General features: G+C 61.5%; 10 protein-coding genes. All 10 read right to left on the minus strand.

Going from position 1 to position 13,286, the window contains the following annotated elements; all coding sequences use genetic code 11:
* Positions 1-26: 26 nt before the first annotated feature.
* Positions 27-1,706, minus strand: a complete 1,680-nt coding sequence (locus BUC15_RS13715) for an ABC transporter ATP-binding protein (protein ID WP_175558341.1) — start codon at positions 1,704-1,706, stop codon at positions 27-29.
* A gap of 845 nt (positions 1,707-2,551) precedes the next feature.
* Positions 2,552-3,835: a glycosyltransferase family 1 protein gene (locus tag BUC15_RS13720; RefSeq protein WP_139280277.1), complete on the minus strand. Its 1,284-nt coding sequence runs from the start codon at positions 3,833-3,835 to the stop codon at positions 2,552-2,554.
* A complete protein-coding gene (locus tag BUC15_RS13725) occupies positions 3,832-4,854 on the minus strand; it encodes a glycosyltransferase family 2 protein (RefSeq protein ID WP_073189271.1) in 1,023 nt (340 codons plus the stop codon). The genes BUC15_RS13720 and BUC15_RS13725 overlap by 4 nt, the downstream gene beginning before the upstream one ends.
* Before the next feature lie 33 nt (positions 4,855-4,887).
* Positions 4,888-5,193: a glycosyltransferase gene (locus BUC15_RS21275; RefSeq protein WP_139280278.1), complete on the minus strand. Its 306-nt coding sequence runs from the start codon at positions 5,191-5,193 to the stop codon at positions 4,888-4,890.
* Positions 5,190-6,551 carry a glycosyltransferase family 39 protein gene (locus BUC15_RS13730; RefSeq protein WP_073189273.1) on the minus strand — a complete coding sequence of 454 codons (1,362 nt, stop codon included), beginning with the start codon at positions 6,549-6,551 and terminating at the stop codon, positions 5,190-5,192. Before BUC15_RS13730 ends, BUC15_RS21275 begins: the two co-directional genes overlap by 4 nt.
* Positions 6,548-7,714, minus strand: coding sequence for a glycosyltransferase family 4 protein (locus tag BUC15_RS13735; protein WP_073189275.1), 1,167 nt, complete (start codon positions 7,712-7,714; stop codon positions 6,548-6,550). The genes BUC15_RS13730 and BUC15_RS13735 overlap by 4 nt, the downstream gene beginning before the upstream one ends.
* A 4-nt stretch (positions 7,715-7,718) precedes the next feature.
* A complete protein-coding gene (locus BUC15_RS13740; protein WP_073189277.1) occupies positions 7,719-8,690 on the minus strand; it encodes a D-2-hydroxyacid dehydrogenase in 972 nt (323 codons plus the stop codon).
* The gene (locus BUC15_RS13745) at positions 8,680-9,519 is read right to left on the minus strand and encodes an aldolase/citrate lyase family protein (protein WP_073189279.1); all 840 of its coding nucleotides are present in this window, start codon (positions 9,517-9,519) and stop codon (positions 8,680-8,682) included. The genes BUC15_RS13740 and BUC15_RS13745 overlap by 11 nt, the downstream gene beginning before the upstream one ends.
* Complete coding sequence (locus tag BUC15_RS13750; protein WP_073189281.1) at positions 9,516-10,214, minus strand: sugar transferase; 699 nt, start codon at positions 10,212-10,214, stop codon at positions 9,516-9,518. Before BUC15_RS13750 ends, BUC15_RS13745 begins: the two co-directional genes overlap by 4 nt.
* Positions 10,211-12,100 carry a polysaccharide biosynthesis protein gene (locus BUC15_RS13755; RefSeq protein ID WP_217652252.1) on the minus strand — a complete coding sequence of 630 codons (1,890 nt, stop codon included), beginning with the start codon at positions 12,098-12,100 and terminating at the stop codon, positions 10,211-10,213. Before BUC15_RS13755 ends, BUC15_RS13750 begins: the two co-directional genes overlap by 4 nt.
* Between the last annotated feature and the right edge of the window lie 1,186 nt (positions 12,101-13,286).

Raw genomic sequence — 13,286 nt, forward strand, 5'->3', positions numbered from 1 at the left:
CGAACCTCCGCCCCTATTCGACCGGCCTATTTCTCGGCCGATGCTGCGAGTGACCTCTTGTAGAAATCGCTCGCTTCCGAGAGCAGTCCAGGCCTCTCACAGGCCGATATAGTCCCATTCTCAATGACCGCTATCCTATCACAGATACCAACCGTCGACATACGATGCGCAATGAGAACAATCGTCATTCTTCCGCGAAGCCGATCGAGAGCAGCACGAATTGCGATTTCGCTCTGAGGATCAAGTGCGGACGTAGGTTCATCCAACACCAACACCTCAGGATCACCCGCGATAGCCCGGGCAATGGCGACCCTCTGTCGCTGCCCGCCGGAAAGTCGACCCCCCTCCTCACCGACAAAGGTTTCAAGGCCATCTGGCAGTTCACTCACCAAATCCATCAGGTCAGCAACGACACAGGCCGCCGCGACCTTCTCCAGAGTGATCCCCTCACGCATGAACCTGACATTATCGCCGATGGACCCGGCGAGTAAACGCGGCTCTTGTGGCACGAACGCAACCTTACGTGCCAACCAGTCCCTATCCACAAGGTCCATGCTTACGCCCCCGACTCGCAGAACACCACCCGTCGGTTGCCTTAGCCCCAACAACAGTTGAACGATAGTCGACTTGCCGGCACCGGACGGCCCAATGATTCCCAGAATTTCACCCCTTGCCAGGGAGATGGTGACGCCGGAGAGGACTTGCTCGCCGCCAGGATAGGCAAAATCGATTGCATTCAAACAGAGAGGCGCGACCGACTTCGGCCTAGCCTCACCTCGCGGGGCGCGATCCATCACATACTGCTGGATAGCGTCATCCACGCTTCTGATAAACGGCAAGTTTCCCGCTATAGTCGCCAGGGACGACATCATTTGCTGACCATAGCTCATGGAGCGAAGCATGAGGAGCACCAGCGAACTCAAGGCCAAGGGATTTGACGCCTTCATCATGAATGCGATTGCGAGACCTCCCAGCATGAAGGCATAAAGCAACGAGGTATACAGATGCGGTAAGCCGTTGACCAAAACATTCGTTCGCCGCTGGGCGTTGCTAGCGTCTCGAATGAGGAGTCCAAGCCGTTCAATAAACGCTGATTCTACTCCAAAGACCTTCATTTCGAGTCCTAGGCCACCGACTTCTGCGACCCCTTTTGCAAACTGAATATCCGCCTGGGCATGCCTATCAGCTCGATGACGCAGGCCTCGACGAAAGGGCCCGAGAACCAATGAGGCAAGGGCGAGACCCCCAACAACTGCTGCAGCGGAGAGCGGATCCACAACGAAGCCCGCAATCACGAAGGCCAATAGGCTGATTGTAGCAGTGACACCATGCGCCACCGTCGCTACAGTCTCCGTCGTCCGTTTGATGAACGAAGTCATAAGTTCCTGAAGTCGCCCGCTCTGCGAAGCCTGCTGGACCGCCCAACTCGTCATAAGGTAGGATCGAGCGAGCCGGTCACGCTCGTACGTAGTAACAGACGCCACCAGCCCCGCCGAGACCTGCACGGCACCAAGATTACCCAAGGTCCTAACGACCAATAGGACACCAGCTAGGGCAAATGCTCCACTGGAGTCCAGCGAGACCCCAAGAACCATGGAGACATTCTCCCCGCCCCCCAAGAACGCCACCGCCAGCGAAGTCACGAGAAGAATGAAGCCGATCTCGCCCGACGCTCCCAAGAGTGAAAGAATCGCGAGACCAACCATCCTCACACGGTGCGGCTGAATGCGATCAATCAGGCCGCGCAAAGACGAACTCCTATTCCGACATCCCTCTGCATCTCGCTTCATTCTCATCTCTTCACTTCTCCGCTATTGCGCATTGACATAACCTTCCATTAGCCACATATTCCAAACACATGCAAAAGCACTTTGGTTGGCGAGCTGCTTCTCATAAGCATAATTCTCATCATCGCACTCAAGACCGTAGCAAGTTAACCCGACTTGGGAGCAAGTCGACGAGCTGAGCTGCATCAAAAGCCACGGCGGGGCCGGCTCCTGACGCTCCGCTGAGGCGAGTCAGTCTTCGCGCTGGGAACACCAGCGAAGACGCCTTGTCGTCAAACCTTCTACCCATCCGATCCCGGTTCGGTTGCCAGAACGAGCGAACCGGCTGGGGTGATCGAGACTCTATCCTGGAAGGCCTACCCCCCGTGGGACCATGGTCTTGAATGTCGCCACCGCCAGCATCCAAGCTTGGGCACCCAAGACAGGGCACCGACGGCTGGAGCTTCAGGCTATGCACATGCCTGACTCTACTTGCGCTCCAGAGTCTCAATATGATAGGCATTGCCACGCGGCACACTTGAATCTCTGAATCGTTCCCGAGAGCATCCGGCAATGCGCTGGTACCAAAGCGACCCTCTGCTTGGCCGACGACCACGGCCAGGGCCACCACGGACCCCATCCACAAGCAGCTGGACCGCGGGCGATATTGACGATCTGGATTGGGGTGAGTTCGCTCTTGGGTGCGACCAATATTCCGTGATATAGACGCTGGCTTGATACGCATTGATCCTTTATGACCATATTGATGGGCGACCCACTGGCGACTAAGGCCCTGAACTGGACAAGCGATCCTTGTTTGAGGCTGGGAGGAGCCGTACCAAATTCCTGGCCTCTTGCGCGCAGTCGCATTTCGAATCCTTCGTCAAACAATATGCAAGGTCACAGACTCCGCCCGAGGACCTACCCTCCGAACGGTAGAACTCGGCGAGGCTCCTCGCCGCCGAGGTGATGTCATAGCCCGCCTTGGCGATCTCGTCGGACATCAAGCGCTCGCTGGGTGCAACTGTCATCCCCAGTGCGCGCTCCGCCCAAGATCCTGGTGCTGTGGCGAGACTCTCAAACGCTACACAGTCCGAAAGAGCGATCTCACGTGTCACCTCCGTTGACGTCAACGACGGAAGCCCCAATGCCTGTGACTCCACCAAGACAAGAGGCAACCCTTCGAAGTTCGACGGCAGGATGAACAAGTCCATTGCACTGAGCAGCTCCGGTACATCCAATCTGTGGCCCAGAAAGTGAACTTTGCCTTCTAGGCCAGCATTTCCGACCGCCCTTCTCACGTCATTTTCAAGGGGGCCATCTCCGACCAGGAGGAGAACGGCCTGAGGTTCAAGACGCACAAACGCCGCAAAAACATCCACGAGGAAACGGTGGTTCTTCGCGTCGACAAAGCGCCCGACATGACCAACCACTAGGCGGTCCTCAATCCCGAGTTCGAGCCTCACGCGCTCTCGCGCGGCGAGGTCGAACTTGAATCTCTCGGTGTCAATCGCGTTGGGGATGACTCGGATCTCATCATCATCGCCGAAGAGCCAATGGCCGGCAGCAACCGAGCAGGCGAAATGGTCGGTAGCAGTCCATCGCAGCAAAGGGCGTAAGGCGCAATGAAGGCGGAACTGCCAAGAGCCGGGCGGAATCTCCAAGCTCGTCGCGTGCGAATGAGCGACGCGGACGCGCTTGCCTGCAATCCACGCTATGAGCAGGTAGATGAAGCTAGTCGGACTGGCGGTGTGCACATGGACAACCTGATGTGGGGTGCGTCGGTTGATGAGGCCCTTGGTCTCCGCGATATTCTTCATGAAGCCCCTGGTTTTGGGGGTGACCACGTTGATGGTTCCCCCCAGCGACTCCACCTCGGTCCGTACGTCAGGGTCAGGCTCGCTGTGGGTCAGGAAATCGAACTGCACCGCGGAACGGTCAATGTGGCGATAGTAGCCCATCAGGACACTGCCCACTCCTCCGGCGAGCGCACCGCAGACATGCAACACTCTTATTGGATCTCCCTGGACTGGGGATGGAGTTCCTGCTTCATCGGTAGCGGTCTTCACCGGACTCGCCTCCTAAAGGCTCGCAATCGGAGAAACTTATTGAGCACCCACGCTGTTGGTTCAAGTCCGATAAGCCGCATGAGGCGTGCGACCTCCCTACTCCTTGCGTAGTTATCGTACTGCGCAAGGTATCGACCTCGCTTCACGAGGGGATTCAGGGCCCTCCGGTCTCCGCGTGACAACCCCCCATAGAAGCCCAAGGCGATCGTGAACTGGTAGAAGCAGTAACTGGCGAAATCCACCTTGAACTCGTCGCAGCTGTCGCTTTCAAGAACCGCCCGCGAACTTCGCGTCACCGTATCCAACAGGTGCGCAACGTTAGCGCGACCGATCATGTCAGTGATCGATCCAGCGCGGTTCTGTCGATACATGTAGACCGAAAAGGGCAGGTAGTCGTAGGTCGCGGGACACCTGACGAGCCGAAGGAACCACTCTATGTCTTCGGAGAAGATGCCAAGTCGAAAGCGCAGGTTGTTGTTGAGTAGGAACCGGCGGCGAACAACCATGGTACACGCGCTGGGACGCACATCAGAGACCTCGACCATGTACCTCAACGCTTGGGTATTCGACGCTCCGTTCATACGTGTGCGATCCAATACCTTCTTTCGAAAAGTCTTTTCGCCAGTACTCTCGTAGAACCTCACTGAATCAAAGATGAGCACATCCGTGGTCGGGTGTGAACGGAGCGCGTCGACACAGCGCGCCAGTGCATCGCCTCCTTGCCAGAAGTCATCTGAATCGAGAAAGATGATGTAGTCACCACGTGCGCGTTCCAACCCCGTGTTGCGAGCGCCCGACAACCCCTGATTCTCCTGGTGTATCACCACAACGCGGTCGTCCCTCGCTGCCCACGTGTCAGCCATTGCCCCTGATGCATCGGGGGAGCCGTCGTCGACCAAGATCAGTTCGAACTCACGGTGCGCCTGATCTAGGACGCTCTGCACGCACTGGGCTAGGTATTGCTCCACGTTATAGATCGGAACGACCACACTAACCAAGGGGTGTTCATCGGCTTGCACGGTTTCTCCGTTCTCTGAGTTTACTCAATGCAATCAGCAACCCACCGGCGAGCACCAAATTTGTGGTGCCTGCGGTATAGAAGTGAACAAATAGACTGATGTCTTATGTTTATGTGCCGCGGTTCTCCTGCCAGCGGATCGAAATTGGCCGGTCTGCATTAACAGTGGTCGAGCAGCACTATGGGCAAACATGTTCGGAGTAGCTTCGGACGGCCCATCGTCGATAAGGACCAGCTCTAGGTTTCCGAGGGTTTGTTCAGCAACGTGCTCTACACACGTCTCCAAGCACTGTTCCGCGTTGCAGATTGACACGTTCCCTCCTAGGGGTGGTGTGGTCATCGACGAGCCGCCTGGACATTGCTACTTCTGCGGGAAAACAGCGGCGCCCCTGCTCGTCGCACCGGGCCAGCAGCGAAGGCCGCATAGGCCAGGACGATCTCAATGGGGAAAAACTTGGCCCGGTGCCTGATGGCCGAACCGTAAGTGCTTACTCCAAGGCTAAAGATGATGTAGCCAGCGAGGATACTTAGGAGAAGTCCCGCAATGAGCACGTCGCTCTGCGGCTTCCCTGAGCGGCAGCGCGGGTAGCTGAGCAAGAGCATCGCGACTAGGCCGAGGCGAGGCAATCCCTCAATCAGTACCGAGATTGCCGTTCCAAGGCTGGTTGCCTGCCACGGTAGCGGGCTCAGCGCGAACAACACCATTCGACTAGGAAGCTGGTACAGGGGTACATCGCTGGCCGCGGGGTCGAGGTAAAAGGTCGTTGCCTCCATCGTTGCTACATCCGGTCCCTGGCCGGGCTGGAGTAGGTCGCCGACATCGGTCAGGCTATCGAACTTGGAAAGGAGTGGCTCCGCAAGCGGCGTGCGCAGCAGAACAAGCATCGCCGCTATGAACAGCGCAGTCCGCACAAGTTGAATGCCTCCTACCCTGTGGTTTCGGATCGCCAGATAAGCGAAGGCGATGGGCAGCACGATCATCCCTGAATGCATCAGCGTGGCTGCAAGAGAGAGAGCCAGGGCGAGAAGCAGTGGAGCGATCCGTCGGGTGTTCCAGAAGCGCAAGAACTGGTACAGCGAGGCAGCCACGAGCAGTTGGATGGGCATTTCGCGCAGGAACGTGACCGACATCACGATCTCGTGCGGCCAGACCATGAACAGCATTGCGGCGCGCACGCCGCCGAGTTCGCCTGTGAGTATTCTTCCGGCGCGGTAGATGTACGTGAACGTTGCCAGTGATGTCACGAACACCAGAAAATACATCTGCTCGGAGCCGCCGCCGAAGAGCGCGTAGACCGAGGCGGTCAGCCTCGTGAACAGATCCCACTCTGCATTGGTCAGGATGATGAATAGATCTCCACCAGAATCCAGGGCTAGCTGGGTCCCGAACCTGTCGTAGAACTGCCAATCAACGCCGCTCAATGGCAGGTTGCGAAAGTGGATCTGGTAGACAAGAATGACGAGCTTCAGCCCAAGAAACATGAGATAGGGCTGCAGGTATTTCGTTCCGTTGACGATCTGCACATTGGAGCGCACGCCGAGCGCCGTGAGGGTGGCCAAGAGGAGCGTCATGACGGGGTTCACGCCCAGACCAATCGACGCAGCGAGGACGAAGAGTGCCGCAAGGATGGGGTAGAGGACGGATACAGGATCACCCTTGCTGCGGATCAGTGTCGGTCCTTGAGACAGAATGGTCACTCCGCACCTGCCTCGTCCGTCAGCTTCAAACCATAGACCTTGGCTAAGGCAGAAGTGACAGTATCCGTGGAGAAGTCCTGCACGCGGCCGACGTTGTAGCTGCCCATGGCTGCGGCCATTGCAGAATCCGCCCCCAGAACATCGAGCGCGGCTGTGAAGGCTGCTCGGTCGTCGGCAGCGGCGACGAGGAGCCCTCCCCTCCCAACATCGACTAGGTCCACGCTACCTCGAATCCGCGAACCGATGACGGGTAGGCCAGCTGCCATCGCTTCCATGAGCGACATTGGAAGCCCTTCTCGAATCGAGGGAAGACAGAAGGCGTCAGAGGCGGCCAGCAGCTCCGGAATGTCGCGGCGATAGCCCAGGAACCTGACCCTATCCTTCAACCCCAACTCCCCGGCCAGTCGCTCGAGGTCGTCGCGTCGAGGCCCGTTGCCACAGATGAGGTACTGCAAGCCCGGCGTGGTAGTGGCTGCTAGCGCCTTGATGACGGTCTGGTGGTTCTTGTTGTCGTTGAGTTCACCGATCGACAGCACTACGAAGTCGCCATCTGAGAGGCCCAGGCTCCGCCGTACTTCAGACCGGTCGGCACTTGAGCTGCTGAATCGGGCGAGGTCCACTCCCACCCCTGGAATGTACTCCACCGCGCGCGCCGGGAATCGAGCCGCTCGCAGGCGATCCTCTCTGTTGATCGTTACCAATACGTCCGTGCCGAACGCGGAGAGCAACTCCAGTGGCCAATAGAGGAGCCAGTTCAGGAGCGGCGCCCCCTTAAAGAAGTGGAAGCCATGGGCGGTGTACACCATCCGTGCGCCGCGCCCTCGCGACCGCTGCCCACACAGGCGCGTCAGGAGGCCAGCGACGGGGGTGTTGCAGTGGATCAGGTCGTAGTCGGTGTCACGCAGCACCTGGCGCAGGCGTCGCACAGCCAAGAGGTTCCGTGGGGTGAAGGGGCTGCGTTCGAACGGTACTTCGATGACGCGATCCACCCCGATCAATTCCAGGCCAGGCTTCTGGTCAAGGTTGTTCCGGGCTGCGACGTGTATCTCATACCCTGCCTGCTTCAGGAGGTCTATCGCTGGCTGATGGAACTGCGCGATGTGGCTGAGCACAGTGGCAGTGAAGAGCGCGCGAGGAGCCCTCCCATCGGTCTCGATCTTCATCTGTTCAGTATCCCTGGCTGGCGTCGATGAACGTGGCGGGTTCCTGCCCAGCGACGAGCCGCTCAGCGTTGGCAACAAAGACGTCCAGCGCCCGCTCAATGTAGCGCGGGGTGGTGCCCGCAACGTGTGGGGTGATCAGCACGTTTGGCCGCCCCCACAGCTGCGAGCCCGCCGACAGCGGCTCCTCCTCGAACACGTCCAGGGCGGCACCTCGCAGTATGCCGGAGGCCAGCGCAGAGACGACCGCATCCTCCGACACCACTCCCCCGCGGGACACGTCGATCAACACCGCCCCCTGCTTCGTGCTGCTGAGCACGTCCTCGCCAACGAGCCCTGCGGTTTCCGCAGTCAGGGGAACGGCCACCACCAGGTAGTCCGCGGATGCCGCCGCCTGCGACAACTGGGCAAAGTCCAAGACGTTGCCCAGGTCCGCGTCGGTGCGCGCAGTGCGGGCCACCGCTTGGATCTGCATTCCCAAGAAGCGGCACCGGCTAGCGACCTCCCGGCCGATGCTGCCTGCGCCGACGATCACGACCTGCGCGTCGGTAAGTTCGGGCAGCCAGGCCCGCTCCCACACGCCTTCTCGGGCCTGGGATGTGAACTGATCAAAACGCTTCGCGAAGTGGAGCATGGCCCCGAGGACGTATTCGCTGATCGGTATGGCGTGCACGCCCTTGCTGCTGGTCAGCGTGTACTGGGCCCAGTCGACGTCCATTGCCCAGATCTTCTCCACGCCCGAGGAGAGGAAGTGGACCCAAGGCGTTCCTTCAATACGCCCCAGTAGCTCCGGCAGCCACGCGACGGTCGGGGCGATCACCGCGTCGAACGTCGATCCGAGCGCCAAATCCCCTGGTTGGCTTGCAAATTCGACCTGAGCGCCGAGAGCCTCCCTCAACCGATCGGTGACGAGCTGACGCTGCTGGTCGATGACCGCTGCGTTCTGGGCAAACAGGATGCGCTTGATTTCAGGCCGCATTTCGCCTCGCCTCCGCAAGCCGGAAACAGTGGCCCGCCAGCACTCGTTGGTTCTTTGCGAGCGCATCGGCGCTGCCGGTACGCCACCGCTCCTCGATATTTCGAAGCTCGGCGATCTCTGCGGGCAGGTCGAGGCGGGCTCTCAACTCCCGTACGGTCTTGGCCGAACCGTGGAAGGCGCGCGAGAGGATGAGGCGGCTCGAGCCGAGCCGCACGTGCTCACCGAGCACCACCGAGGCCGGCAACTCACCCCCTGCGGGGCGCGCGATGCCACCGATGCCAAACGGGATCCCGGCGGCCTTCAAGAGCCTTGCCGGTTCACTCAACAGGTCGGCAGCCAAAGGCTCGAACAGGAAGTCCAAGCCCATCGCGATGCTGAGGTCGTTAAGCCCGTAGTGGACCTCGTCGCCTAGGCGGAGGTGACGCATCCAGGCCTCGGTGCGCACGAGCGCCTGCGGGGTCTCGGCCAGGTACGTGATGGGGGTGCCCGCCGGGACGAGCCCGCGGAAGGCGGCCACCTCGTCGACGGTGGTGAACATCGGCAGCATCAGACGGTCGGCGCCGCGTGCGAGGGCCTCGTCGACCTCACGACGGGTTTCCCCATGCAGGGGGTTGACTCTGACCATCAGCTCGCTGCTGGTGAGCACGGAACGAACCGCGCTGATGTCGTCGAAGGTATGGGCGGCCTTGTGGGTATCCAGATGCCCTTGGCGCTCGGCCTTGCCGTTGACCTCCATGTCGATGAAGATGCGGTGGACGCCGGACGCCTCCGCGTGCCTGGCAAGCTCAGGGTTGGCGGTGATCAGCATCCACTCGATTGCGTCGGTCACTGCTCTGCCCTTTCCGGCCCGGGCGTGGCCGGGGTGAGGTGGGCCCGCCAGTTGGAACCCTCCCCGCCGTAGACGCCGGAGCCGGTCAGCACCACCTTGACCGTGGCGACGACGATGCGAATGTCCAACCAAAGGCTGCGCGTGCGCACGTATTCGGAGTCGTAGCCGAGTTGCTTCAGCCAGTCGAGACCGCGCCTGCCGCGGGTCTGGGCCAGCCCTGTGAGACCTGGGCGCACCTCGAAGCGGTCCATTCGCTGGGTGGGCATCGCGGCCAGTTGGGCCGGGATGATGGGGCGGGGGCCGATGAGGCTCATGTCGCCCCTGAGGATGTTGATGAGTTGCGGGAGTTCGTCGAGGCTGCTTGAGCGCAGGAACCGCCCGGCCCTCGTGATCCTGGGATCGGCCCCCTCCGTGATGACCTGCTGATGCGCCTGCTCCGTCGTCGGGTTGGGGCGATGCGTCATCGTACGGAACTTGAGAATGCGGAAGTTCTCCATGCCCTTCCCGACGCGGACCTGGCGGAACAAGGCCGGGCCTCTGCTGTCGAGGCGGACCCACAACGCGATGATCAACAGGACGGGCCAGATGAGCAGCAGCACGGCGCCGCTGGCGACGACGTCGATCAGGCGTTTGAGTGCAAGCCCAACCGCCGGGCGTCGTCCGGTTGAGTCGTGTCGGGGGTCCTGTGCGGTCACGAGACGAGGGCCTCCAGGTCCGTGTCTGCAACCGCCGTCAGCTGGCGCGCTTCGTCCTGCCCAAGCAGGCCGTAGACGTCCTCGCGCCGGGGCTTCTCCCGAGGGAGGGTCGCCGGGTCGAGGGGGTCGACCTGGACGCTGTTGATCAGCGGATGCGCGCTCTTGTCGCCCGCCTCACCTTCGCTGAACAGCACCTCGTCCAATTTCTCCCCCTCGCGCAGGCCGGTGAAGTGGACCTCGATGCTCTTGCCGGATTCGGCGATCAGCCGCTCCGCGACGTCGACGATCCTGACCGGCTCGCCCATGTCGAGGACCATCACGTCGCCGGGGTTGCCGATGGCACCCGCCTGCAACACGAGTTCGCAGGCCTCGGGGATGGTCATGAAGTAGCGGGTCACATCCGGGTGGGTGACGGTGACGGGGCCGCCGCGGTCGATCTGAGCCCGGAAGGTGTGGAGCACGGAACCGCGGGAGCCGAGCACGTTGCCGAACCGCACCGACAGGTAGGCCAGGTCGTAGCGCTTGGCGTACCAGGCGGTCAGTCGCTCCGCGATCCGCTTCGACCGGCCGAGCACGCTGGAGGCGTCGGCGGCCTTGTCGGTGGAGATGTTGACGAAGTTGGTGACGCCCGCCTGCCGGGCGCAGCACAGCACGTTGGCGGTGCCCCAAACGTTGGTCTTCCAACCTTCGGCCGGGTACTGCTCCAACATCGGGAGGTGCTTGAGCGCTGCGGCGTGGAACACGACGTCTGGGCGGTGGTGCTCGAAGACGGCCTTGAGGGCCTCGTGGTCTCGAATGCTGCAGAGCACCATGTCGTCGGTGTCGAGCAGGCCGACGCCGTAGAGGCGCAGCTGGACTGCGTGGAGGGCCGATTCGTCGCGGTCGAGCAGGATGAGCTTGCTGGGGCCGAGCTTGTGGACCTGGTTGGCCAGTTCCGAGCCGATCGAGCCGCCAGCCCCGGTGACGAGCACCGTCTTGCCGGTGACGTAGCCGGCGATGCTCGAAAGGTCGGTGTGGATCGGACGGCGTCCGAGGAGGTCCTGGACGTTGAACTCGCGCAGCGCGGCCAGGGAGACGCGCCCGCCGATCATCTCCGATACCGGGGGCACGATCACCAGTTCGAGGCCGTTTGCATGGCACTCGTCGTGGATGTGCTGGATCAGATGGGCGGGCGCCTTCGAGATGGCCAGGATCACCTTGCGGACGTCCGTGGCTCGGGCCACCTCGACAAGGTCGTCCCCGGTGCCGAGCATGCGGTGGCCGTTGATGCGCAGGAAGCGCTTGGTGACGTCGTCGTCGATGAGGCCGCGGATCTCGTAGTGGGGCGCGTCGTCCTTGTCGACGAGGAGGGCCACCTGGTGCCCGGTGCTGCCCGCGCCGTAGATCAGCACGGGGACGGCGTCGCTGGATGCCTGATGCCTGGTGGAGGTCGCGACCCGGAAGAGCCAGCGGCCGCCGGCCATCCAGATCAGAGCAAACGGTGGCACCACGAGCCCGACGCCGTGGGGGAAGTTCTGTGTGACGGCGGAGAAGATGGGCCCGAGGGTGAGGGCGATCAGCATGGTCAGGGCGCCGATCCAGGTCGCCTCTGCGAAGCTGCCGATCCGGCTGCGTCCGAGGTAGATCTGGAGGGCGAAGCCGCCGATAACCTGAATCGCGATCGCGAGCCCGATGTAGAGGAGCGTCCAGAACCACTGGACATTTGTCAGGGACAGGTCGTATCGGATAAGCACGAAAGCGAGCAGGGCAATTACCCAGGACAATGAGTCCCACGTAACCAGGAATGTGCGGCGCCAGGCCGTTGGAAGGTCGAGAACGGCTCGGATCAGCTTGCCCCTCGTGAGGGCTAGCTTGTTGCGCGAAGGAGCGCTTTCTGCTTGATCCACGATCTTTTCTTCATTCAGATCCATGTCAGGTCCCAAGATTTCCTGACGGGCCAAGATGTTAGCAGAGCCATTTCATTCCCTTCTCGCCGCCCCCAGGCGACCCCAGAACCGCATGCTGTCCTATGACGGACAGGCCAGCCCTCGCGCGGCGGTTGCCCCCTCGGAGAGGGCGGCGGGTGTCGGGAGGAGCGGGGCAAGGCCCCTGGCTGACCGGCGCCGGTGCGGGAAGCACGAGCGCTTGGATGCGCAAGCAACGTAACAAGGCGGGGGCGGAAAAGGCGAATCAGGTCGGCCGGATTGGCAAGTTCGTACACCTCCGTACAGGGGGTAGTTGGGACCAGAAAGCTGGTCAATTGAGGTCGATCGGGGCGCTTAAGAGGGCCTCTTGCAGCATTTGACTAGGACTTTCATGGGAAACTCGATACTGGGCGGACTGAATACCTGCGTTTGTTGAGCCGCGCTGGTTGAGCCGCCTCGCGCGCCGGTTGAGCCGCCTCGAGCGCCGGTTGAGCCGCCTCGAGCGCTGGTTGAGCCGCCTCGTGAGGAACGAACGAGGCGTGGGCGTTACCCACCTGGCACACGGTTCAGGAACCCCACCACAACACCTTGAGAGACTCCCCAGGAAGGTCACGAGTGGTTTCGTCACGGGCCGTTCGTTCCTCACGGCCCGGCTCAACCGACGCGCCGGTTGAGCCGCCCGGCGAGCTCTGCGAGCAGGCGTGACGAAACCACCTGGCACCGCGCTGGTTGAGCCGCCTCGTGAGGAACGAACGAGGCGTGACGAAACCCACTGGCGCACGGTTCAGAAACCCCACCACAGCATCTTGAAAAGGTCCGCGGAATGGTCACGATGGTTTCGTCACGGGCCGCTCGTCCCTCACGGCCCGGCTCAACCGACCGCCGGTTGAGCCGCCCGGCGAGCTCTGCGAGCAGGCGTGACGAAACCCACTGGCACCGCGCTGGTTGAGCCGCCTCGTGAGGAACGAACGAGGCGTGACGAAACCCACTGGCGCACGGTTCAGAAACCCCACCACAACACCTTGAGAGACTCCCCAGGAAGGTCACGATGGTTTCGTCACGGGCCGTTCGTTCCTCACGGCCCGGCTCAACCGAGCGCCGGTTGAGCCGCCCGGCGAGCTCTGCGAGCAGGCGTGGGCGTTACCACCCCGCACACGGCGCAGAAACC

Source organism: Tessaracoccus bendigoensis DSM 12906 (genome assembly GCF_900141915.1).
Taxonomy (GTDB): domain Bacteria; phylum Actinomycetota; class Actinomycetes; order Propionibacteriales; family Propionibacteriaceae; genus Arachnia; species Arachnia bendigoensis.